The 23,196-nt window shown below is 61.2% G+C and carries 15 protein-coding genes; 5 read left to right on the top strand and 10 right to left on the bottom strand.

Translation table 11 applies throughout. The features are described from left to right. Positions 1–222: 222 nt before the first annotated feature. A complete protein-coding gene (locus EXW71_RS02705) occupies positions 223–5,082 on the top strand; it encodes an NAD-glutamate dehydrogenase (protein WP_134657487.1) in 4,860 nt (1,619 codons plus the stop codon). A gap of 289 nt (positions 5,083–5,371) precedes the next feature. On the opposite strand, the gene EXW71_RS02700 is transcribed toward EXW71_RS02705, so the two are convergent. From EXW71_RS02700 to EXW71_RS02690, 3 genes are read right to left on the bottom strand one after another with little or no spacing between them, the layout of a single operon-like run. Next, on the bottom strand, positions 5,372–6,061 hold the full coding sequence (locus tag EXW71_RS02700) for a GntR family transcriptional regulator (RefSeq protein WP_134657486.1): 690 nt from the start codon (positions 6,059–6,061) through the stop codon (positions 5,372–5,374). A 16-nt stretch (positions 6,062–6,077) separates the two neighbouring features. Then, a complete protein-coding gene (locus EXW71_RS02695; protein ID WP_134657485.1) occupies positions 6,078–6,779 on the bottom strand; it encodes a FadR/GntR family transcriptional regulator in 702 nt (233 codons plus the stop codon). A 54-nt stretch (positions 6,780–6,833) separates the two neighbouring features. Continuing rightward, entirely contained in the window at positions 6,834–8,144 is a 1,311-nt protein-coding gene (locus EXW71_RS02690; RefSeq protein ID WP_134657484.1) for a C4-dicarboxylate transporter DctA, read from the bottom strand. A gap of 232 nt (positions 8,145–8,376) precedes the next feature. Here EXW71_RS02690 and EXW71_RS02685 point away from each other — a divergent pair, with 232 nt between their 5' ends. Then, on the top strand, positions 8,377–9,006 hold the full coding sequence (locus tag EXW71_RS02685) for a DNA-3-methyladenine glycosylase I (protein ID WP_134657483.1): 630 nt from the start codon (positions 8,377–8,379) through the stop codon (positions 9,004–9,006). 41 nt (positions 9,007–9,047) lie between these two features. Here EXW71_RS02685 and EXW71_RS02680 read toward each other — a convergent pair whose 3' ends face one another. The 6 genes from EXW71_RS02680 to EXW71_RS02655 form a co-directional block, all read right to left on the bottom strand. Beyond that, positions 9,048–10,481, bottom strand: a complete 1,434-nt coding sequence (locus EXW71_RS02680) for a PLP-dependent aminotransferase family protein (protein WP_134657482.1) — start codon at positions 10,479–10,481, stop codon at positions 9,048–9,050. A gap of 70 nt (positions 10,482–10,551) precedes the next feature. After that, positions 10,552–11,319: an SDR family oxidoreductase gene (locus EXW71_RS02675; protein ID WP_016971825.1), complete on the bottom strand. Its 768-nt coding sequence runs from the start codon at positions 11,317–11,319 to the stop codon at positions 10,552–10,554. A 21-nt stretch (positions 11,320–11,340) separates the two neighbouring features. Beyond that, positions 11,341–12,408: a phosphotransferase family protein gene (locus EXW71_RS02670; RefSeq protein WP_134657481.1), complete on the bottom strand. Its 1,068-nt coding sequence runs from the start codon at positions 12,406–12,408 to the stop codon at positions 11,341–11,343. A gap of 130 nt (positions 12,409–12,538) precedes the next feature. Then, complete coding sequence (locus EXW71_RS02665) at positions 12,539–14,395, bottom strand: pilus assembly protein TadG-related protein (RefSeq protein ID WP_134657480.1); 1,857 nt, start codon at positions 14,393–14,395, stop codon at positions 12,539–12,541. A gap of 90 nt (positions 14,396–14,485) precedes the next feature. Continuing rightward, a complete protein-coding gene (locus EXW71_RS02660) occupies positions 14,486–15,436 on the bottom strand; it encodes a 2-hydroxyacid dehydrogenase (RefSeq protein ID WP_123718588.1) in 951 nt (316 codons plus the stop codon). 93 nt (positions 15,437–15,529) lie between these two features. Then, a complete protein-coding gene (locus EXW71_RS02655) occupies positions 15,530–16,054 on the bottom strand; it encodes a cysteine hydrolase family protein (RefSeq protein WP_134657479.1) in 525 nt (174 codons plus the stop codon). Between the two features lie 436 nt (positions 16,055–16,490). Here EXW71_RS02655 and EXW71_RS02650 point away from each other — a divergent pair, with 436 nt between their 5' ends. The 3 genes from EXW71_RS02650 (at position 16,491) to EXW71_RS02640 (ending at position 20,152) form a co-directional block, all read left to right on the top strand. After that, a complete protein-coding gene (locus EXW71_RS02650; RefSeq protein ID WP_134657478.1) occupies positions 16,491–17,768 on the top strand; it encodes a serine/threonine transporter in 1,278 nt (425 codons plus the stop codon). A 124-nt stretch (positions 17,769–17,892) separates the two neighbouring features. Further along, entirely contained in the window at positions 17,893–18,510 is a 618-nt protein-coding gene (locus EXW71_RS02645) for a ParB-like protein (protein WP_134657477.1), read from the top strand. Beyond that, positions 18,500–20,152 (top strand): SulP family inorganic anion transporter, encoded by a 1,653-nt coding sequence (locus EXW71_RS02640; protein ID WP_256657068.1) that lies wholly within the window; start codon positions 18,500–18,502, stop codon positions 20,150–20,152. The genes EXW71_RS02645 and EXW71_RS02640 overlap by 11 nt, the downstream gene beginning before the upstream one ends. A gap of 49 nt (positions 20,153–20,201) precedes the next feature. Here EXW71_RS02640 and acnB read toward each other — a convergent pair whose 3' ends face one another. After that, positions 20,202–22,811: a bifunctional aconitate hydratase 2/2-methylisocitrate dehydratase gene (acnB, locus tag EXW71_RS02635; RefSeq protein WP_123718584.1), complete on the bottom strand. Its 2,610-nt coding sequence runs from the start codon at positions 22,809–22,811 to the stop codon at positions 20,202–20,204. Positions 22,812–23,196 lie beyond the last annotated feature (385 nt).

The following is a 23,196-nucleotide window of genomic DNA, read 5'->3' as shown; positions in this document are numbered from 1 at the left end:
ATGAGCCAGGCGCCTGACCTGCCCGTCGTACCGTCACCCGGCAAGGTGCGCATCTTATGGAAGTTGTATGTGACCTGATTGTCTTGTCCAGCTTCACCCACCTGTCACTCTGATTCGTTTATGGTGCTTATATGTAGACCTGCGAACAGAGTCGACGGTCTCCCCGCAAGGGGATAACACGCGACGCTTCCATCAATAACAAGCCCAAGCGGAGTACCACAGATGGCGTTCTTCACCGCAGCCAGCAAGGCCGACTTCCAGCATCAACTGCAAGCGGCACTGGCGCAGCACATCAGTGAACAGGCACTGCCACAAGTGGCGCTGTTCGCTGAACAATTTTTCGGCATCATTTCTCTCGACGAACTGACCCAACGTCGTCTTTCCGACCTGGCCGGTTGCACCCTGTCTGCCTGGCGCCTGCTTGAGCGCTTTGACCATACCCAGCCGCAAGTGCGGGTCTACAACCCCGATTACGAGCGTCATGGCTGGCAGTCGACCCACACCGCGGTCGAAGTGCTGCACCATGACCTGCCATTCCTGGTGGACTCGGTCCGTACCGAACTGAACCGCCGTGGCTACAGCATCCACACCCTGCAGACCACCGTGCTCAGTGTGCGCCGTGGTGGCAAGGGCGAGTTGCTGGAAATCCTGCCAAAAGGCACCCAGGGCGAAGGCATCCAGCAAGAATCGCTGATGTACCTGGAAATCGACCGTTGCGCCAATGCCGCCGAACTGAACGTGCTGAGCAAAGAGCTTGAGCAGGTGCTGGGCGAAGTGCGCGTGGCCGTGGCCGATTTCGAACCGATGAAAGCCAAGGTCCAGGACCTGCTGGCCGGTATCGACGCCAGCCAGTTCAGCATCGACGGCGAAGAGAAAGCCGAGATCAAGAACTTCCTGGAGTGGTTGGTGGGCAACCACTTCACCTTCCTGGGCTATGAAGAATTCGTGGTACGTGACGACAAGGACGGTGGTCATATCGAATATGACGCCAACTCCTTCCTCGGTCTGACCAAGTTGCTGCGCGCCGGCCTGACCGCCGACGACCTGCGTATCGAAGACTATGCCGTGTCTTACCTGCGTGAACCGACCGTGCTGTCGTTCGCCAAGGCCGCACACCCGAGCCGCGTGCACCGCCCGGCCTACCCGGACTACGTGTCGATCCGCGAGATCGACGCGAGCGGCAAGGTCATCAAGGAACACCGCTTCATGGGCCTGTACACCTCTTCGGTGTATGGCGAAAGCGTACGCGTCATCCCTTACATCCGCCGCAAGGTCGCGGAAATCGAACGTCGTTCGGGCTTCCAGGCCAAGGCGCACTTGGGCAAGGAGCTTGCCCAGGTCGTTGAAGTGCTGCCCCGTGATGACCTGTTCCAGACCCCGGTCGACGAGCTGTTCAACACCGTGATGTCCATCGTGCAGATCCAGGAACGCAACAAGATCCGCGTGTTCCTGCGCAAAGACCCGTACGGTCGTTTCTGCTACTGCCTGGCTTATGTGCCGCGCGATATCTATTCCACCGAAGTGCGCCAGAAGATCCAGCAAGTGCTGATGGATCGCCTGAAGGCTTCGGACTGCGAGTTCTGGACCTTCTTCTCCGAGTCCGTGCTGGCCCGTGTGCAGTTGATCCTGCGCGTAGACCCGAAAAACCGCATCGACATCGACCCGCTGCAGTTGGAAAAAGAAGTGGTGCAGGCCTGCCGCAGTTGGCAGGACGACTACGCAAGCCTCGTCGTCGAGAGCTTCGGCGAAGCCCACGGCACCAATGTGCTGGCCGACTTCCCGAAAGGCTTCCCGGCCGGCTACCGCGAGCGCTTTGCCGCGCATTCGGCGGTGGTCGACATGCAGCACCTGCTCAGTCTCACCGAAGCCAACCCGCTGGTGATGAGCTTCTACCAGCCGCTGGGCCAGGTCTCCGGCCAGCGCGAGTTGCACTGCAAGCTCTACCACGCCGACACGCCGCTGGCACTGTCCGACGTGCTGCCGATCCTGGAAAACCTCGGCCTGCGCGTGCTGGGTGAATTCCCGTACCGTCTGCGTCACGCCAATGGCCGTGAGTTCTGGATCCACGACTTCGCGTTCATTGCCGCCGAAGGCGTGAACCTGGATATCCAGCAGCTCAACGACACCCTGCAGGACGCGTTCGTGCACATCGTGCATGGCGACGCCGAGAACGATGCGTTCAACCGCCTGGTACTCACCGCCGGCCTGCCATGGCGCGATGTGGCGTTGCTGCGTGCCTACGCCCGTTACCTGAAGCAGATCCGCCTGGGCTTCGACCTGGGTTACATCGCCAGCACCCTGAACAACCACACCGACATCGCCCGCGAGTTGACCCGGTTGTTCAAGACGCGCTTCTACCTGGCGCGCAAGCTCACCGCCGACGACCTGGAAGACAAGCAGCAACGCCTGGAACAAGCGATCCTCACGGCCCTGGACGACGTTCAGGTGCTCAACGAAGACCGTATCCTGCGTCGCTACCTGGACCTGATCAAGGCGACCCTGCGTACCAACTTCTACCAGACCGACGCCAACGGCCAGAACAAGTCGTACTTCAGCTTCAAGTTCGACCCGCGTGCCATTCCCGAGCTGCCAAAGCCTGTGCCGAAGTTTGAAATCTTCGTGTACTCGCCGCGTGTCGAAGGCGTGCACCTGCGCTTCGGCAACGTTGCGCGCGGTGGCCTGCGCTGGTCGGACCGTGAAGAAGACTATCGGACCGAAGTGCTCGGCCTGGTAAAAGCCCAGCAAGTGAAGAACTCGGTGATCGTGCCGGTGGGCGCCAAGGGCGGCTTCCTGCCGCGCCGCCTGCCGTTGGGCGGCACCCGGGACGAGATCGCGGCCGAAGGCATCGCCTGCTACCGCATCTTCATTTCCGGCCTGCTGGACATCACCGACAACCTGAAGGACGGTGCCCTGGTGCCGCCGGTCAACGTCGTGCGGCATGACGACGATGACCCGTACCTGGTAGTTGCTGCGGACAAGGGCACTGCGACCTTCTCCGACATCGCCAACGGTATCGCCATCGACTACGGCTTCTGGCTGGGCGACGCATTCGCCTCCGGTGGTTCGGCCGGTTATGACCACAAGAAAATGGGCATCACCGCCAAGGGCGCGTGGGTCGGCGTACAGCGCCACTTCCGCGAGCGCGGCATCAATGTGCAGGAAGACAGCATCACTGTAGTCGGCGTGGGTGACATGGCCGGTGACGTGTTCGGTAACGGCCTGTTGATGTCCGACAAGCTGCAACTGGTCGCGGCCTTCAACCACCTGCATATCTTCATCGACCCGAACCCGAACCCGGCGACCAGCTTTGTCGAGCGCAAGCGCATGTTCGAGCTGCCGCGTTCGGCCTGGACCGACTACGACACCAGCATCATGTCCGAAGGCGGCGGTATCTTCTCGCGCAGCGCGAAGAGCATCACCATCTCGCCACAGATGAAAGAACGCTTCGATATCTCGGCCGACAAGCTGACCCCGACCGAACTGCTGAACGCCTTGCTCAAGGCACCGGTGGACCTGTTGTGGAACGGCGGTATCGGTACCTACGTCAAGGCCAGCACCGAAAGCCATGCCGATGTAGGCGACAAGGCCAACGACGCGCTGCGTGTGAACGGCAACGAGCTGCGCTGCAAGGTGGTGGGCGAGGGCGGTAACCTCGGCATGACCCAACTGGGTCGTGTGGAATTCGGCCTCAATGGCGGCGGTTCCAACACTGACTTCATCGACAACGCCGGTGGCGTGGACTGCTCCGACCACGAAGTGAACATCAAGATCCTGCTCAACGAAGTGGTGCAGGCCGGTGACATGACCGACAAGCAACGCAACCAGTTGCTGGCGAGCATGACCGACGAAGTCGGCAACCTGGTGTTGGGCAACAACTACAAGCAGACCCAGGCCCTGTCCCTGGCTGCGCGCCGTGCCTACGAGCGTGCCGCCGAGTACAAGCGCCTGATGAGCGACCTGGAAGGCCGTGGCAAGCTGGACCGCGCCATCGAGTACCTGCCGACCGAGGAGCAGCTCACCGAGCGCGCCGCGAATGGCAAGGGCCTGACCCGTCCGGAACTGTCGGTGCTGATCTCGTACAGCAAGATCGACCTCAAGGAAGCGCTGCTCAAGTCGCTGGTACCGGATGACGAGTACCTGACCCGTGACATGGAGACCGCGTTCCCGCCGAGCCTGGTGGCCAAGTTCTCCGAGGCCATGCGTCGTCACCGTCTGAAGCGCGAGATCGTCAGCACCCAGATCGCCAACGATCTGGTCAACCACATGGGCATCACCTTCGTCCAGCGGCTCAAAGAGTCGACCGGCATGAGCCCGGCGAACGTGGCGGGCGCTTATGTGATCGTGCGTGACATCTTCCACCTCCCGCACTGGTTCCGTCAGATCGAAGCCCTGGACCACCAGGTTTCGGCTGATGTGCAACTGGAGCTGATGGATGAACTGATGCGCCTGGGCCGTCGCGCTACGCGCTGGTTCCTGCGCAGCCGCCGCAACGAGCAGGACGCTGGCCGCGATACCGCGCACTTCGGTCCGCACCTGGCCGCGCTCGGTCTCAAGCTCGACGAACTGCTGGAAGGTCCGACCCGCGAAGGCTGGCAGTCCCGCTACCAGGCCTACACCGACGCCGGCGTACCGGAGCTGTTGGCACGCATGGTTGCAGGCACGACTCACCTGTACACCTTGCTGCCGATCATCGAAGCCGCCGACGTCACTGGGCACGACGCCGCCGAAGTGGCCAAGGCTTACTTTGCCGTCGGCAGCGCCCTGGACTTGCCGTGGTACCTGCAGCAGATCAGCGATCTGCCGGTGGCCAACAACTGGCAGGCCCAGGCTCGCGAAGCCTTCCGCGATGATGTGGACTGGCAGCAACGGGCGATCACCATCTCCGTCCTGCAAATGGCGGATGCGCCTCAAGACATGGAAGCCCGCGTGGCCCTGTGGCTTGAACAGCACAAGGACATGGCTGATCGTTGGGTCGCGATGATGCTGGAAATCCGTGCTGCGGTCGGCACGGACTATGCGATGTACGCCGTGGCCAACCGTGAGTTGCTGGATTTGGCGCTGAGTGGTCAATCGCCGCTTTAAACCTTGATCCGTAACTGAAAACCAAAAATCCCCGTATGGAAACATGCGGGGATTTTTTGTGGAGCCAACAAACGCTGGGCTGTTCGGCGTTCAGCAGGATCTGCCCGCGATGACCATGGGCGTCATGAGTTGAATAACCCTAAATGACTGGAACGCCTCCGGTGAGCAGTGTGAGCAATGCCTGGGAGTCTACGTACATCAGGGTAATCTGTGATTGTGCACCTGATGAGTGAAGACACCGTTCAGGACAGTTGTTTGAGCCAGCGGCTTTACATCGCTTCCACGCCCGTCAGTGAGCCAGACAATGAGCCAGATGGTTCAGGTGCTGGGTCATCAGGTTCACGGCGTGGTCTGCATCGCGCCTTTCAACCGCGTCGGTGATTGCCATGTGTTCCTGCCACGTGCAGCAGCTGTACGCTTGGCTTTCGTACTGGGCGATGATCAACGAAGTCAACGGCACCAGGCTGTTGAGGAATTGTGCCAACGGCGCATTGCCCGCGATTGCCGCCAATTGCAGGTGAAATTCCCCGGAGAGCCGAATGGCCGGTGCGCGTTGATCACGCTCGATGCATTCGCGCTCCCTGGCAATCAGCTCACGTAATTGGCGCACCTGAGGGGGTGTGGCTTCGGCGCAGGCCAGTTGCACCACCATGCTCTCCGTCATGCACCGCGCCTCAAGGATTTGCCGGGTTTGTCGGGCATCCGGCGTTGCCACTCGGGCGCGCTGGTTGGGGCGCAGAATGATCACCTGTTGGTGGGACAGTTTTGCCAGGACTCTGCGAATCACACTACGACTCACACCGAAGATCTCGCCCAAACCCTCTTCGGTAAAACGGCTGGCCGGCGCGATGCGTTGTTCCAGGATCGCGTCGAACAGCCGTGGGTAGATATCGTCCACCGAAGGTTTCTTGCCCGCCACCAGGCGCATGGCGGGCAGGACGGTGCTGACTGCGTGACGTTGTAATGCGTGAGCGCTCATGGCCTGTCTCCAATAATCAGCTGCCCAGATTGTCGTCCGGGATATTCAGGCGTATGCCCATGCGCAAGCCTTCCTGCAGGATATGCCGGCGCATCTCGGCACTGGCCAGGGCGCTGTTCTTGTTGCGGATGGCGCGCACCACGGCTTCATTTTCCTGCAGGCGCTCGGCCAGATGTTCGGGGGAGTTGCGCAGTACCTGGGCACTCTGCTTGAGGGCATTGCTGGTTTGTTGCACCACGTTCTGGAAGATCGGGTTGGAGGTCAGGGCGAAGAGTTCCTCGTGGAAGTTGAGGTAGGCGTTCATCCCCGCTTCGGCGTCACCGGCGTCGAGGGCTTCGCGCATATCCATCAGGGTCAGTCGCAATTGGCCGACTTCCTTGCTGCTGATGGACTGAGCCACCAGGCCGACAATGAAGGGTTCGAGGGTGTAGCGCAGTTGCAGGATGTCTTCGAGGCTGGCATCGGCCACGGCGTTACTGGCTTGGGGCTCGTTCACGCTGGTTTCGAGCACCACCACGCCCTTGCCCGGCATGGAGCGCACCAGGCCGAGGGTTTCGAGCACAATCACCGCTTCGCGCAGGCTGGGGCGGCTGATGCCCATCTGTTCGGCCAGTTCGCGTTGGCCGGGCAGCATTTCGCCCTGGCGCCACTGGCCGCGCTTGAGGGCGGCGCGCAATTTTTCTACCACTGAATTGACGACGGTTGAGGTGCTGATCACGTCGTACGCTCCTTTAAAGGTTGGTGCGGCCGGTCATCCGGCCGGCCCGAAAAATCAGAACTCCTGGTGCGTCGGCAGCACCGGTTTCTTGGTCTGGAAGGCATAACCTTGCTGGCCGTCGAGCACCTTGTTGGCACGCTGGATATCGATGTCTTTTTCCCAGCGGGCGATGGCCACGGTCGCCACGCAGTTGCCGATCAGGTTGGTCAGCGCACGGCCGATGCCCATGAACCAGTCCACCGCCAGTACCAGCACCAGGCCGACCACCGGAATCGCCGGGATGGCGGTAAGCGTCGCGGCCAGAATCACCAGTGCAGACCCCGGAATGCCGTGGGCGCCTTTGGAGGTGATCAACGACACCAGCAGGATGGTCAGCAAGTCGGTCACCGACAGCGGTGTACCGGTGGCATTGGCGATGAACACAATGGCCAGGGTCAGGTAGATCGAGAAGCCATCAAGGTTGAACGAGTACCCGGTCGGAATCACCAGGCCCACGGTGGAGCTGCCGATGCCCAGGTGTTCGAGTTTACGCATGACCTGTGGCAACACGGCGTCGGAGGAGGCGGTGCCCATCACGATCAGCAGTTCTTCACGCAGGTACTTGAGCAACGGCAGCATGCGCAGGCCGGACAGGCGCATTACCAGGCCAAGCACCACTGCGACAAAGGCGAAGCAGGTCAGGTAGAACAAACCCACCAGGCTGCCCAGGTGTTGCAGCGAATCCAGGCCGTAGGTGCTGGTGGTGAAGGCGATCGCGCCGAACACGCCGATCGGTGCCAGGCGCACGATCATGCCCATGATGCGGAAAATCACATGGCTCAGTTCATTGATCAGCCGTGTGATGCCCGAGGCCGCTTCGCCCACCAGGTTCAACGCACTGCCGAAGAGCACCGAGAACAGCAGCACTTGCAGCACGTTGTTGTCGGCGAAGGCACCGATCACCGAATTGGGGATCAGCTCCATCAGGAACTGGCTGGTGCCACGGATGTGATGGCCTTTGTCGGCCAGTTCATTCAGGCCGGCAGAGGACAGTTGCTCCAAGTGGATATTGGCGCCTTGGCCGATTCCGGTACTGAACGCCATGACCAAGCCGATGACCAGGGCCACGGTGGTGAGCACTTCAAAGTAGATCACCGACTTGAGACCGATTCGCCCGACTTTCTTCAAGTCGCCGGCGCCGGAAATACCGCTGACCACCACGCAGAACACGATCAGGCCGATCAGCATCTTGATCAGCTTGATAAAGCCGTCACCCAGGGGTTTGAGTTGCGAGGAGAATTCGGGAAGGGCCAGGCCACAGATGATGCCGAGCATCAGACCGATCACGACTTGCAGGAAAATCGAACGCGAGCACCATCTGAGCATGGGAGGGATCTCTATTCGGTGCCCTGGTGATTCCAGGGCTTAATTGTTGTGGTATTACCGGTAAGTCCAGTGCGGGGCCAGTCTACGCCGGGTTTTTTTGAAACCACAAGTAAAAATTCGAGGGTTGTCTGGTCCCGGTCTGACCAGTTGGTCGGTGAGGGTGATGCTTGAGCGGTTGGCGGGCTGGAAAATTTTTCGCTTATCATCCGTGCCTCGATTGGAGAGGTGATGGATGGACGAGCCAGGGCTGACCACGGACGCAACAGGGCTGAGCTACTGCACTTGGCGCACCTCGGCGCCGGAGTATCGCCGTTATCATGACCACGAGTGGGGCGTGCCGGTGGCGGATGATATCCAGCTGTACGAGAAAATCTGCCTGGAAGGTTTTCAGGCGGGCATGGCCTGGATCACCATCTTGCGCAAGCGCGAGCAGTTCCGCGCGGCATTCGACGGGTTTGATTTCCGTCGCGTGGCCCGGTATGGCGAAGCCGATATAGAGCGGCTGATGAATGATCCCGGCATCGTGCGTAATCGGGCGAAGATCGTCTCCACAATCAACAATGCACGCCGGGCGTGTGAGCTGGTGGATGAGACCGGCTCGCTGGCGCAGTGGTTGTGGGCGTTCGAGCCTTGCCCTGAAGAGCGCCCGGCAGTGGTGGACCTGGCTTACTGGACGGGCAACCCGACCTCGCCGGCTTCGGTGCGATTGTCCAAAGCCCTGAAGAAGCGCGGCTGGACCTTCGTTGGCCCGACCACGATGTATGCGTTGATGCAGGCCATGGGGATGGTCAATGATCACTTGGAAGGCTGTGCCTGCCGACCACAGATTGAAGACCTGCGCCGTCACTTCAAACGCCCGTGAGTCGCTGATCTGCTCCTACAGTGAAGGCACGGCGGGGGCCTCTAGCTCATTTGGAGCAGAATATCGCGCACCCGATCCAGCGCAGGGTCGATGTCCAGCAGTTCGATCGCGCCGAACCCGATGGTCAGGCCCTGGCGCATCGGTGCGGTATGGAAGAACACATCCAAGGGGTATAAACCGACTTCCGCCTCCCGTGCCAGGCGCCTCAGCAACGCGATATCCAGCGGAACCTTGCACAACGCCGCCATATGAAACCCGATCACGCTGGGCACCGCTTCGAACCACGGCGACAGATCCCCCGCCAGGCGCTGCAGGATGCGCTCGCGGCGCCCGGCGTACACCGCGTGGCAGCGACGAATATGCTTGAGCAAATAACCTTCGTTGATGAACTTGGCCAATGCCCATTGCGGCAAGGTGGAGCTGTGCTGGTCGGTCAGTTGCTTGGCCTTGAGCACTGCGCTATGAATTGCCGGCGGCAGCACGGCATAGCCCAGGCGCAGCTCCGGCAGCAGGGATTTCGAGAAGGTCCCGACGTAGGCCACCAATCCTCGCGTGTCCATGCTTTGCAGGGAGTTGGCGGGGCGACCTTCGTAGCGGAAATCGCTGTCGTAGTCGTCTTCGATGATGATCGCGCCCAACGCGAAGGCGCGGGCCAGCAACGCTTCGCGGCGCGCCAGGCTCATGGGCATGCCCAGGGGAAACTGGTGGGAGGGGGTCACATAGATCAGTCGCGTGCCGTCGGGGATCTTGTCGACCTCAATGCCCTGTGAGTCCACCGGCACGTCGGCAACGCACGCGCCCATGGCCATGAACAGCTGGCGGGCGGGGCTGTAGCCGGGGTCTTCCATGGCCACGAGTGTGCCGGGTTCCACTACCACGCGGGTGATCAAGTCCAGCGCCTGTTGCGCGCCGTTGGTGACCACGATGTCATCGGCGTGGCATTTCACCCCACGGGAAAAGGCGATATGCCCTGCGATGGCCTCGCGCAAGGCCGGCAAACCTTCCGGCTGGCTGTAAAAACCGTTGTGTTGTGCGATACGGCGCAACGCATCCTGGGTGCAACGCCGCCATTCATCCTGGGGGAATTGATTGCGTGTGGTCGCACCGCCGATAAATTCATAGCGCAGGGTTCTGTCCGGGGTGGGGTGGTGCATGGGCGAGGGCAACGCAGCCCATTTGCCCAGGTTGGCGGCGCAGGCCAGGTCCGCGGCGGTCTGCACGCGGTCGGGCTGATGCGCCCAGGCGTTGACGAAGGTGCCCCGGCCAATCCTGCCGACCAGCAACCCCTCGTACGTCAACGTGGCGTAGGTGTCGGATACGGTCTTGCGCGATACGCCTAATTGCTCGGCGAGCAGGCGGCTGGGGGGCAGTTGCGCGCCCGCCGAAAGCCGCCCGGCGGCGATGGCTTCGCGCAACTGTTGGTAAAGCTGGGCAGCCAAGTCCTTGCGGCCATTGATGACGAGGTGCAATTCCATGTTTCATCCTGGGACAGATCGATCTGCGCCAAGGTTACTCGCAAATCGATCTGAGCAAACCCAGGCGATGTCAGGACAGAAAACCACCGTCCACATTCAGCGACACACCCGTGGTGTAGCTCGATGCATCACTGGCCAGGAACAGTACCGCACCGGCCATCTCGCTGGGATCGGCCACGCGCTTGAGCGGGATCTGCGCCAGGGCCATCTTCAGGATCGAGTCGTTCTTCACCAGCGCCGAGGCGAACTTGGTGTCGGTCAGGCCGGGTAGCAGCGCGTTGCAACGAATGCCGAACGCCGCACATTCCTTGGCGAACACCTTGGTCATGTTGATCACGGCCGCCTTGGTCACCGAGTAGATGCCCTGGAACACGCCGGGGGAAATGCCGTTGATCGAGGCCACGTTGATGATGCTGCCGCCGCCGTTCTCGCGCATCAGCTTGCCGGCTTCCACCGACATGAAGAAATAGCCGCGGATGTTCACGTCGACGGTCTTCTGGAACGCGCCGAGGTCGGTGTCCAGCACGTTGCAGAACTGCGGATTGGTGGCGGCGTTGTTGACCAGGATGTCCAGGCGGCCGAATTGCTCGCGGATGCCGGCGAACACCTGGGTGATCTGCTCCATTTCACCGATATGGCAGGCCACGGCGGTGGCCTTGCCGCCGTCGGCGATGATCGCATCGGCAACGTGCTGGCAGCCTTCCAGCTTACGGCTGGACACGATCACATGGGCGCCTTGCTGGGCCAGCAACTTGGCAATGGCCTCGCCGATACCGCGGCTGGCACCGGAAACAAATGCGATCTTTCCATCGAGGTCGAACAGGTTGGTCTTGGACATGAGGTTTCCTTGTTCTAGTAATCAGAGTGCGGATCTGGCGATGACATTCAGGCTCATCTGCTCCAGCAGCGTGTTCATCTGGATGAACTGCGCAAAGCGTTTGTCCTGGGTCTGGCCATGGAAGAAGCGGTAGTAGATCTGCTGCACGATCCCGGCCAGACGGAACAGGCCGTAGGTGTAGTAAAAGTCGAAGTTGTCGATCCGGATGCCGGAACGTTCAGCGTAGTAATCGACAAACTGACGGCGGGTGAGCATGCCGGGGGCGTTGCTCGGCTGGCGGCGCATCAGTTGCACCGGTGCAGGGTCGGCGGCTTCGATCCAGTAGGCGAGGGTGTTGCCCAAGTCCATCAACGGGTCGCCGAGGGTGGTCAGTTCCCAGTCCAGCACGCCGATTATCTGCATGGGGTTGTGCGGGTCCAGGATCACGTTGTCGAAGCGGTAGTCATTGTGGACGATGCTGGACGTCGGGTGGTCGGCCGGCATCTTGTCGTTGAGCCACTGGCGCACCTTCTCCCAGCGGGGGGCGTCCGGGGTCAGGGCTTTTTCGTAGCGCTCGCTCCAGCCGCGAATCTGCCGCGCTACATAGCCCTCGGGCTTGCCCAGGTCGGCCAGGCCACAGGCGGCGTAATCCACTTGATGCAGCTCGACGAATTTGTCGATGAAGCTCTTGCACAAGGCTTCGGTCGTGGTTGCATCCAGGCCCAGTTCGGCCGGCAGGTCGGAGCGCAGGATGATGCCTTTGACCCGCTCCATCACGTAGAACTCGGCGCCTATCACCGATTCATCCGTGCAGTGCACGTAGGCTTTCGGGCAATACGGGAAACCATCTTTCAACTGGTTGAGAATGCGGTACTCGCGGCCCATGTCGTGGGCGGACTTGGCCTTGTGGCCAAACGGCGGGCGGCGCAGTACGAACTCCTGGCCCGGGTATTCCAGCAGGTAAGTCAGGTTGGACGCACCACCGGGGAACTGGCTGATCTTGACCGTGCCGCTCAGCCCCGGAATGTGGGCCTTGAGGTAAGGGTCGATCAGGTTGGCATCCAGTTCTTCGCCTGGGCGGATCTGAGTCGATTGGTCGTTAAGCGCCATGCTTATCCCTTCTGCTTATTTTAAAGGCCGTGGACTATTGGCTAATCTAATGCGCACCGCCGCCCAGCGACAAGGTCGGGGCGGCTTAATAGGTTAGCGTGTTGGATGATGATCAGCGGGCCTGATGTGCTCAAATCACCAGCACTGCACGGCCGCCGGGAGTACAGGACAGGTTGGCACCGATTTCGACTTTTGCCAGGTCGATGCCCAGGCCGGCGAGCAGGTTGTTGACCAGTGGGTCGAGCAATGGGCTGAGCAGGCCGGAAATGACCCCGCTGAGCAGGTTCAGCACACCGGTCAGCACATCGACTACCAGGCCCAGCACCAAGCCCAGAAGCCCGGTGAGCGTCGGTGTATGGCTGGTCAACCGGATACCCTTGAGGGTGTCGCTCAGGCTGCCGACTACGTTGTTGGCGCTGAAGCTGAAATAGCTCGGCGGTAGCTTGACCTCAGGCGGCGACACATAAACATGGGCGCGGGTGGTCTTGGCGACACTGCTGTCGACCCGCAGGCTCAGGCCGCCGACTGCGTAGGGTTGCCGTGGGTCGCACACGCCTTTGCTGCAGGTCCTGACGCCAAGGTCGAGCAGCGGGAAGTCGTCGACTTTCAGGGGCTCAGTGGACGAGAACAGGTTCTTCGGATCGATCCGGCCCACCATCAGCCTGACTGCCGAAGTGGTGCCTGACACGGAGAGAGACGTGTCGGCAGGCCCGTTGCAACGATAGTCGGTGACATAGCTGCTGCCGCTGGCGGCTTCCAGGGCGATATCGATTTGCGTACCGGGCACGACGTCCAGTGAGCTGCCCAACAGCAAGCCCACCAGGTCGGTGACGACACCGATTACCTTGGTGAGGCCGTCGATCACCGGCAGCTTCAACGAAATCCAGGTCCTGACTTGCGCCGTCCGCACGGAAATCGGCTGGGTTGCGATCAGTTGAGGGTTACCGATAGCGGAGATCTGTGCCGGCTCGATGACCCGGGTCTTGACCGTGACATTCAGCAAGCCCAGCACATCCACCGGCAGCTCGACGGCCACTGCGCTGGCCTTGTTCGACAGCTGCACAAACCCCTGGATCAGGTTGAACAGTTGCAGGTCCACATTCAGCGCGCTTTTGTCGGTGCCGTTCTGGATCTTGACCAGGTCACCCAGGTGCAGGATTTCCGTACCGGGGGCGATCAGCTTGATGGTTTCCAGGTTATTGATCACCACCTTGACCGCATCGCCGCCCAGCTTGAGCACATCGATGGCCGCCTGGATCAACTGACCGACGGTGGCGTCGGTCTTGAGCAGTTGGTCGTAGTTGCCGGCGCTGACATTCAGGCGGATGGCCAGGGCATCCAGGTAGCTGAGTAAGCTGATATCGGTGTTTATCAAGCCGTTCCAACCCACCGCGTCGAGCTGCAGCTTGCCGCCCAGCAGGCCGCCGATCAGGCCGTTGAGGGCGGCGGACTGGGTGCTGTCTATCGTCAGCAAGGTGCTGCGCACGGTGAGTGTCGCGACCGGTGGTGAAGGGGCGGCGGCCACGGCGGTAGCGCTCAGCAGTGTGGTCAGGCTAATGGGTTGTGTCGAAAACAGCGTGTGCAGGGCGTGGGCGATGCTGGTGGCGACGCGATGGGTGGCGATCACCTGGATGGCGTCGGCCTTGGTCGGGTCGGCGCTGAAGGTGCGCATAAAGTCCGCGCCGGTGGCCAGGGTGCCGCAGGCGGTGGCCAGCGTACGGTCGGCATCGACCGGGAAGTTATTGCGCAGGGCGCTTTGGGTTGCGAATTGCGCGGCGTTGTCATTGGGGGCCACGCATTTGCCGCCGCGGCTGACGGCTTCCAGCGCTGCGGTGTCGACCACGCGTTGCAGCTTGCGTTTTTCCAGGTACAGGCGGCCGCTGTCGACCACCAATAGCAGAAACAACAGCGCGATCCCCAGCGTGACCGCGCCGATCAAACCGATGGCACCGCGTTGACGGGCCGGGCCGGGTCCGTGGCCAAACATTGTGCGTTCCTTCGCCGGCCATGCACCGACGCCTTGAGCATCCCCGTCAGCAGTGTAGACGGGTTTTACGGCGTGGCTGGCTAATCGCTATTAGTTGCGTGGCGGCAGTGCCACCGGGGTCAACACGGGGCGACCGGCGAAATATTCCACCAGGTTGTCGGCCACGCGTTGCACGGTGTCATGGGCGGCTTCCGGCGACAGGCCGGCGACATGCGAGGTCAGCACGGTATTGCTCAGGCGCTTGAGGGCGTCGGGCACTTTGGGCTCATCGTCGAACACATCCAGTGCCGCGCCGCCGATACGCCGTTGTTCAAGGGCAGCGACGAGGTCGGCGGTGACTACCACGCTGCCGCGCCCGATGTTCACCAGGTAGCCGTTCGGCCCCAGGGCGTCCAGTGCATGGCGATCGATCAGGTGGCGGGTGCTCGCGCCGCCCGGTGTGGCCAGGATCAGGAAGTCCGAGGTGCGCGCCAGTTCCACGGCGGTTGCGCAGTAGGTGTAGTCCACATCATCGCGGGGCTGGCGGTTGTGATAACTCACCTCCATGCCGAAGCCGAGTGAGGCGCGCTTGGCGATCTCCATGCCGACTGCACCCAGCCCGAGAATGCCCAATTGCTTCCCGCCCAGGGAAGGGCGCATGACCTTCGGCCATTCGCTGCGCCTTACCGCCGCATCGGTCTGGGGAATGCCGCGCACCAGCGACAGCAGCAACGCCATTGCATGGTCGGCCACCGACGGCGCGTTCACCCCGGCGCCGTTGGTCACCACGATCCCGCGATTGCTCGCCGCCTGCAGGTCCACATGCTCGTAGCCGGCACCGATCACGCAGATGATCTCCAGCAGTGGCAACGCAGCGATTTCCTCGGCGTACAGGCCCAGCGGGCCACGGGTCAGCACAGCCTTGATCTGCCCACCGTGGGTCTTGATCGCCTGGGCGCGTTCGGTGGGCGTCGGCGCCAGGATCACATGGAACTCGCTGTCCTCGATGATGGACAGGTAGTCGTTGATGGTTTCAACCAGGACCAGAACAGTGGTGGACATCGCAAGGCTCTTCCTGAAGGGTTTGAGGGGACAGTATGCGGGATTTGCACGACAGAACAATTTGTCCGATCAGAAAATCCCGCAGGGGTGCTTCTAGAACACCACATCCTGTGCCTTGACGCGCTTCACAAACGCGCCCGCCAACGTCGCATTGTGATGCTCAATGATCGCCTCGGCCTTCAATGCCGGGGTGTCCATGCAAGTATGCGCATCCTCCGGCAGCACCACCGAGAAGCCCAGCTCCCCAGCCACCCGGCACGTGGTATCGACACAGAACTGGGTTTTCATGCCCACGATCACCAATTCATTGATCTGCGCCGCTGCAAGGCGCTGCGCCAGGTCGGTGCCGAGAAAGCAGCTCGGGCGGGTTTTATCGAACAGGCAGTCGCGGGCCTGGTCGACATCCAGGCCTGGCCAGAGCTGCCAGAGCGGGCTGCCGGCTGCGATCGGTGAGCCCGCAGGGCCGGTGTGGCGAGCAACGAAGATCGCTGCGTTGGCGTTGCGAGCGCGCTGAATCAAGCCGTTGATGGTACCCAGCACACGTTCGCGCTCGAAGGGGCGTTCCGGCCCATCGTATAAACCGGTTTGCATATCGATGATCAACAGGGCGTTTGCCATGGTCTTGCTCCTTGCAGTTGCCAGATGCCGGGGCAATAAAAAGGCCCCGTCCATTGCTGGCGGGGCCTTGGGTTGTATTGGGGGGCTCTACTCGCTCACGCACCCACGGCAACCGCACGCCCCGCCAAAAGCGGTCGTGGTGGTGGTGCGGGTGAGGTGCAACTGGATAACGTTCATTGCTCGATCATGCTGGGAAGGGCGGTTGGCTGTCAATGGAAGCAATCGATCGCTCTTGCGATTGCGCGTATCGTGCTGCAGCCCGCTGAAACCGCCGCTTATGGCTGCACTTGAGCTTCTGCACCGCAACACCGTTCCTCAGCTAAGTCTTTGCTTATTCGAAAGAATCCCGGAGAATCGCGCGCTTGTTATGGCTGGGGCGCTGCCTGTCAGGTTTTTCTGACTCGTCTCGGCCATGTAAATGCGGAGATCCGACCGGATGAATGATCAGGCCAATAGCGTCGATGAACGCTATGCAACGACACCTGCAACCCTCACAAGCTGGAGCCGCCAGGACACCACCTGGATGCTCGGCCTGTTCGGTACCGCCATTGGCGCCGGTACTTTGTTTTTGCCGATCAACGCGGGTCTGGGGGGCTTCTGGCCGCTGGTGATCCTCGCGCTGCTGGCATTCCCGATGACATTTTTTGCCCATCGTGGCCTGACCCGTTTCGTCCTGTCCGGCCGCGACGGCTCCGACATTACCGACGTCGTCGAAGAGCATTTCGGTCTCAAGGCCGGCGCATTGATCACCCTGTTGTACTTCTTCGCAATCTTCCCGATCCTGCTGATCTACAGCGTGGCGCTGACCAATACCGTCAGCAGCTTCATGGAGCATCAGTTGCACATCATGCCGCCGCCTCGGGCGATCCTGGCCTTCGTGCTGATCCTTGGCCTGCTCGCTGTGGTGCGTTGCGGCGAACAAGTGATCGTCAAGGCCATGAGCCTGATGGTTTATCCGTTCATCGTGGCCTTGCTGTTCCTGGCGGTGTACCTGGTCCCGCACTGGACCGGCGGCATCCTGAGCACCGCCAGTGAAGTGCCGGCACCGTCGGCGCTGCTCAACACGCTGTGGTTGGCAATTCCGGTGATGGTGTTCTCGTTCAACCATTCGCCGATCATCTCGGCGTTCGCGGTCGATCAGAAGCGCCAGTACGGCGCCCACGCCGATGAGCGCAGTTCGCAGATCCTGTCCCGTGCGCACCTGTTGATGGTGGCGATGGTGCTGTTCTTCGTGTTCAGCTGCGTGCTGACCTTGTCGCCGGCGCAACTGGCGGAAGCGAAAGCACAGAACCTGTCGATCCTGTCGTACCTGGCCAACCACTTCGATAACCCGACCATCGCCTTCGCTGCGCCGTTGATTGCATTCGTGGCGATTGCCAAGTCGTTTCTGGGCCACTACATCGGTGCCAGCGAAGGTCTCAAGGGCCTGGTGCTCAAGACCGGCCGTCGCCCGGCAGCCAAGTCCCTGGACCGCATGACCGCAGCCTTCATGCTGATCGTGTGCTGGCTCGTCGCTACGCTCAACCCAAGCATCCTTGGCATGATCGAGACGTTAGGTGGGCCGGTGATTGCGTCGATCCTGTTCCTGATGCCGATGTACGCCATTCGCAAGGTGCCGGCCATGGCCAAGTACCGCGGCCAGGCGTCCAATGTATTTGTCACGGCCGTTGGCCTGGTGGCGATTACTGCGTTGATTTACTCGCTGCTGTCCTGACGCCAGGCAGCGCCGAACCGAAGCCGATTCGCACAGCGCGAATCGGCTTTTTTTTGCGCTGAATAAACTGGGCAACCAATGAGGGCTAAGCTGTCGGCTTATCGCTTCCTTTTTGGAGTTCTCCATGGCTCGACCGCGTCCGCAACTGGTTACAGGCAAGCTGGAAAAGCTGCACCCCACTCAATTGACGGTCGGCATGGCTGAAGTGGCCACCAAGCGCGAGGCCTGGACCAAGCTCAAGCGTAAAGAGCGCGCTGCCGCTCTCGACAAGCACTGGTTTCCTTGCGTATTGGGGCCGGATGAGCGCTATTACATTACCGACCATCACCACTTCGGGCTGGCCCTGTTGCTGGAAGAGGTCAAGAGCGTGTCGCTGTTGTTGCTCAAGGACTTGTCCTTCGTGGAGCGCAGCACCTTCTGGAATGTCATGGCGTTCAATCAATGGGTACATCCCTACGATGCGCGCGGCCTGCGCCGAAGTTACGAAGCGATTCCCCGCAAGATCACCGACCTTCAGGATGATCCTTACCGTAGCCTGGCGGGCATGTTGCGCACGGCCGGTGGTTACGCCAAAGACGCGACGCCGTTCAGTGAGTTCCTGTGGGCGGACTTCTTTCGCAGCCGCATCGGCAGCGACGTGGTGGCCCAACCGAGCGCCAAGCTGTTGAATAAGGCGATGACCCTGGCACGCACCCAGGAAGCACGTTACCTGCCAGGATGGGTTGGGCCGATTGAAAACTGAAACCGATAGCCTTATTGCTGCCCAGCCCAACCGTACCCAAGACATACTCGCCGGGTTATCCATTGCCGGCCTGCTGCTGCCGGAGGCCGTGGCCTATTCGAGTATCGCCGCGCTGCCACCCCAGACGGGTGTCATTGCCTTGTTTGCCGGGCTGGTGTGCTACGGCCTGTTCGGCACCAACCGTTTCGCGATTGTGTCGGCCACGTCGTCTTCGGCGGCAGTATTAGCCGCAGCCACCGCCAGCCTGGCGGGTGGCGATCCGGCATTGCGGCTGTCCCTGGCGTTCGGTTTGGTGCTGATCGTCGGCGTACTGTTCCTGCTGGCCGGGTTATTCAAGCTGGGCGGCGTGACCTCGTTTATTGCCAAGCCGGTGCTGCGCGGCTTTGCCTTCGGCCTGGCGCTGACCATCATCCTCAAGCAATTGGCCAGTGTGGTGGGCGTGCACCTGAGCGATAACAACCTGATCCGCTTCCTGCCGCAGTTGCTGGAGCAGTTGCCGAGTTGGAACTGGCCGGCTGCGATAGTCGCGGCGCTGGCAGTGGCCGTGTTGTGGCTGTGTGCACGAATCCCGCGCCTGCCCGGCGGCTTGTTGGTGGTGGTTCTGGGCATTTTTGCCGGGCAGTTTCTGGACCTGCAAGCGCATGGCGTGGCGCTGATCGGTTTGATCGATTTGCGCCTGGAGCTGGGGCATTTCCCGGTCTTGCCGTTCGCCGACTGGCTGCGCCTGGGGGAACTGGCGTTTGCCTTGGTCATGATCCTGTACGCGGAATCCTATGGCTCCATCAGCTCATTCGCCCTTAAGCACGGTGACCGTGTGTACTCCAACCGCGACCTGCTGGCACTGGGGGCGGCCAACCTGGTGTCCGGGTTGTTCCACGGTATGCCGGCCGGTGCCGGGTATTCGGCGACGTCGGCCAATGAGGCGGCGGGTGCCGGCTCACGGCTGGCAGGGATCGTTGCGGCGCTGGTGGTGTTGGTCATCGTGTTGACGGTGCTGCCCTATGTCGCGCTGACGCCCGAGCCGGTGTTGGCCGCTATCGTCATCTACGCGCTGGGGCGTGGCTTGAGCTTGCAGCCCTTGGGGCGTTACTTCCTATGGCGGCGCGACCGTTTGCTGGTGATCTGTGCCGTGGCAGCGGTGCTGGTGCTGGGCGTGCTGGATGGGTTGCTGGTGGCGGTGGCGATCAGCGTGGTGTTGATGCTGCGTCAGATGTCGGCGGCAGATATCCAGGTGCTTGGGCGGTTGGGCGACAGTCATGACTTTGTCGATCGTCAACATCATGCCGATGCCGTAGCCGTGCCGGGCTTGTTGATCGTGCGGCCCAGCGAGGCGCTGTTTTTCGCCAATGCCGAGCGCATCCTGGGGGCGGCTTTGCGCTTGACGCGCCAGTCGCCTGTCGACGCGGTGGTGCTGAGCCTGGAAGAGTCTCCCGACCTTGATGGCACCAGTATCGAAGCGCTGGCAGCGTTTTTCGCGCAGATGCAGGGGGAGGGCAAGCGCCTGGTGCTAGCCCGGGTACGTCATGGGGCCCTGGAAGTATTGCAAGCCTTGCCCGAAGCGTCCCCGCCTGGCGTGTTACTCACGGCCTTGAGCGTGGACGAAGCTGTACGACTGGCACTACAAGCCAAATCCCAGGCATAAAAAAACGCCGCGTACCTTGCGATACGCGGCGTTTTTATGTCAACACACCTTAGGCTTGAATCACCGGGATGTTGGCGCTTGCTGCGATTTTACGGAACTCGGCGATCTGGTCGAAGTTCAGGTAGCGGTAGACATCACTGGCCATGGTGTCCAGCTTGGCTGCGTAGCCCATGTACTCTTCGACGGTCGGCAGGCGACCCAGGGTAGAGGCCACTGCCGCCAGCTCGGCCGAAGCCAGGTAGACGTTGGCGCCGTCACCCAGACGGTTCGGGAAGTTACGGGTCGACGTCGACACCACGGTCGAGTTCGGCTCTACGCGTGCCTGGTTACCCATGCACAGCGAGCAGCCTGGCATTTCCATGCGTGCGCCAGCCTTACCGTAGATGCCGTAGTAGCCTTCTTCGGTCAGTTGGTGAGCGTCCATCTTGGTCGGCGGCGACAGCCACAGACGGGTTGGCAGCTGACCCTTGACCTGTTCCAGCAGCTTGCCGGCAGCGCGGAAGTGACCGATGTTGGTCATGCACGAACCGATGAACACTTCGTCGATCTTCTCACCGGCAACGCTCGACAGCAGACGGGCATCGTCCGGGTCGTTCGGAGCGCAGAGGATAGGCTCGTTGATGTCGTTCAGGTCGATTTCGATGATTTCGGCGTATTCCGCGTCGGCATCGGCTTCCATCAGCTCTGGGTTGGCAACCCAGGCTTCCATCGCTTGGGCGCGACGTTCCAGGGTGCGAGCATCGCCGTAGCCTTCACCGATCATCCAGCGCAGCAGGGTGATGTTGGAGTTCAGGTACTCGGTGATGGACTCTTTCGACAGCTTGATGGTGCAACCGGCAGCCGAACGTTCGGCCGAGGCGTCGGACAGCTCGAACGCCTGTTCCAGCGTCAGGTCGTTCAGGCCTTCGATCTCCAGGATGCGGCCGGAGAAGGCGTTCTTCTTGCCTTTCTTCTCGACCGTCAGCAAGCCGGACTGGATCGCGTAGTAAGGAATGGCATGAACCAGGTCACGCAGGGTGATGCCAGGTTTCATTTTGCCTTTGAAGCGCACCAGGATCGATTCCGGCATGTCCAGCGGCATGACGCCGGTGGCCGCGGCGAACGCAACCAGGCCAGAACCGGCCGGGAAAGAGATGCCCATCGGGAAGCGGGTGTGGGAGTCACCACCGGTACCGACGGTGTCCGGCAGCAGCATACGGTTCAGCCAGCTGTGGATGATGCCGTCGCCAGGACGCAGCGACACACCGCCACGGGTCATGATGAAGTCAGGCAGGGTGTGGTGGGTGGTCACGTCGATTGGCTTTGGATAGGCCGCGGTGTGGCAGAAGGACTGCATCACCAGATCGGTCGAGAAGCCCAGGCACGCCAGGTCTTTCAGTTCGTCACGGGTCATAGGACCGGTGGTGTCCTGAGAGCCCACGGTGGTCATCTTCGGCTCGCAGTAGGTGCCGGGACGAACGCCTTTGCCTTCCGGCAGGCCGCAGGCCTTGCCGACCATCTTCTGTGCCAGGGTGAAACCTTTGCCGGTGTCGACAGGTGCTTCAGGCAGCTTGAACAGGTCGGTAGGGCCAAGACCCAGCTCAGCGCGAGCCTTGTCGGTCAGGCCACGGCCGATGATCAGCGGGATACGGCCGCCGGCGCGGACTTCGTCCAACAGCACCGGGGTCTTCATTTCGAAGGTGGCCAGGACTTCGTCGGTACCGTGCTTGCAGACTTTGCCGGCATGCGGGTACAGGTCGATCACGTCGCCCATGTTCATGTTGGACACGTCGAACTCGATCGGCAATGCGCCAGCATCTTCCATGGTGTTGTAGAAGATCGGGGCGATCTTGCTGCCGAAGCAGAAGCCGCCGGCACGCTTGTTCGGTACGTAAGGCACGTCGTCGCCGAAGAACCACAGTACGGAGTTGGTTGCCGACTTACGCGACGAACCGGTGCCGACCACGTCGCCCACATAGGCGATCGGGAAGCCTTGGCCGCGCATTTCTTCGATCTGCTTCATCGGGCCGGTCTTGCCTTGCTCGTCCGGTACGATGCCTTCGCGAGCCATTTTCAGCATGGCCAGGGCGTGCAGCGGGATATCAGGACGAGACCAGGCGTCAGGCGCAGGCGACAGGTCGTCGGTGTTGGTTTCGCCGGTCACCTTGAATACGCGCAGGCTGATCTTGTCGGCCAGGGTAGGGCGGTTGCGGAACCACTCGCCGTCGGCCCAGGACTGGATCACGGCCTTGGCATGTTCGTTGCCGTTCCGGGCTTTTTCAGCCACGTCGTGGAACGCATCGAACATCAGCAGGGTGTGCTTGAGTTGGGCGGCGGCGACAGGAGCCAGTTCGGCGTCGTCCAGCAGCTCAACCAGGGTCACGATGTTGTAGCCGCCTTGCATGGTGCCAAGCAGTTCAACGGCGCGTTTCTTGTCGATCAGGGGAGAAGTGGCTTCGCCCTTGGCCAGGGCGGACAGGAAACCGGCCTTGACGTAGGCAGCTTCGTCAACACCTGGTGGAATGCGGTTGGTGATCAGGTCAACGAGGAAGGCTTCTTCGCCAGCCGGGGGGTTTTTCAGCAGCTCGACCAGGCCTGCGGTTTGTTCGGCGTTAAGCGGCTGGGGAACAATACCCAGTGCTGCACGCTCTTCGATATGTTTGCGGTAGGCTTCAAGCACAGTTATTACCCTCATCAGTGGTCCCACGGGACGCTCATCCAGAAATGAACGGCACGCATGCGCTCGGGGGCTTTTTGAGCCGCAAAGCCAGCGCTGCCGGCATTCCTCACAGAAGCTGCTTTCAAAGTTTTACGCCTGCAGAACGGAGCTGATGAGGGTTGGCGAGGGTTTTGACCTACCGAGTCATTGACCATCGCCAACACCGTTCTGAAGGAACGACTGTGCTCGTGACGCTTTGAAAACAGCTTCCAGCGGATTATTGGCGCCTTACAAGGCCGGATGATTCTACGGCAAAAAAAATCTAAAGGTAAGTTGCCTGGCCAAGTTTGCGGGGTGATCAACCTTAGACAAAGGGCTAACATGGCCCATTGTTTCGCTGAGCTGT

This window comes from Pseudomonas sp. BCA17 (genome assembly GCF_004519405.1).
In the GTDB taxonomy this organism is placed as follows: domain Bacteria; phylum Pseudomonadota; class Gammaproteobacteria; order Pseudomonadales; family Pseudomonadaceae; genus Aquipseudomonas.
Note: the sequence above shows the minus strand (reverse complement) of the source record. Positions and strands in the feature narration are given on the sequence as shown.

Excerpts from the sequence above, each read along its gene's own strand:
- EXW71_RS02670 (WP_134657481.1), bottom strand. The coding sequence starts at position 12,408 with ATGGCGCTTAACGACCAATCGACTCAGATCCGCCCAGGCGAAGAACTG.
- EXW71_RS02665 (WP_134657480.1), bottom strand. The coding sequence starts at position 14,395 with ATGTTTGGCCACGGACCCGGCCCGGCCCGTCAACGCGGTGCCATCGGT.
- EXW71_RS02705 (WP_134657487.1), top strand. The coding sequence starts at position 223 with ATGGCGTTCTTCACCGCAGCCAGCAAGGCCGACTTCCAGCATCAACTG.
- EXW71_RS02690 (WP_134657484.1), bottom strand. The coding sequence starts at position 8,144 with ATGCTCAGATGGTGCTCGCGTTCGATTTTCCTGCAAGTCGTGATCGGT.
- EXW71_RS02660 (WP_123718588.1), bottom strand. The coding sequence starts at position 15,436 with ATGTCCACCACTGTTCTGGTCCTGGTTGAAACCATCAACGACTACCTG.
- EXW71_RS02645 (WP_134657477.1), top strand. The coding sequence starts at position 17,893 with ATGGCTCGACCGCGTCCGCAACTGGTTACAGGCAAGCTGGAAAAGCTG.
- EXW71_RS02680 (WP_134657482.1), bottom strand. The coding sequence starts at position 10,481 with ATGGAATTGCACCTCGTCATCAATGGCCGCAAGGACTTGGCTGCCCAG.
- EXW71_RS02675 (WP_016971825.1), bottom strand. The coding sequence starts at position 11,319 with ATGTCCAAGACCAACCTGTTCGACCTCGATGGAAAGATCGCATTTGTT.
- EXW71_RS02650 (WP_134657478.1), top strand. The coding sequence starts at position 16,491 with ATGAATGATCAGGCCAATAGCGTCGATGAACGCTATGCAACGACACCT.
- EXW71_RS02700 (WP_134657486.1), bottom strand. The coding sequence starts at position 6,061 with ATGAGCGCTCACGCATTACAACGTCACGCAGTCAGCACCGTCCTGCCC.
- EXW71_RS02655 (WP_134657479.1), bottom strand. The coding sequence starts at position 16,054 with ATGGCAAACGCCCTGTTGATCATCGATATGCAAACCGGTTTATACGAT.
- EXW71_RS02685 (WP_134657483.1), top strand. The coding sequence starts at position 8,377 with ATGGACGAGCCAGGGCTGACCACGGACGCAACAGGGCTGAGCTACTGC.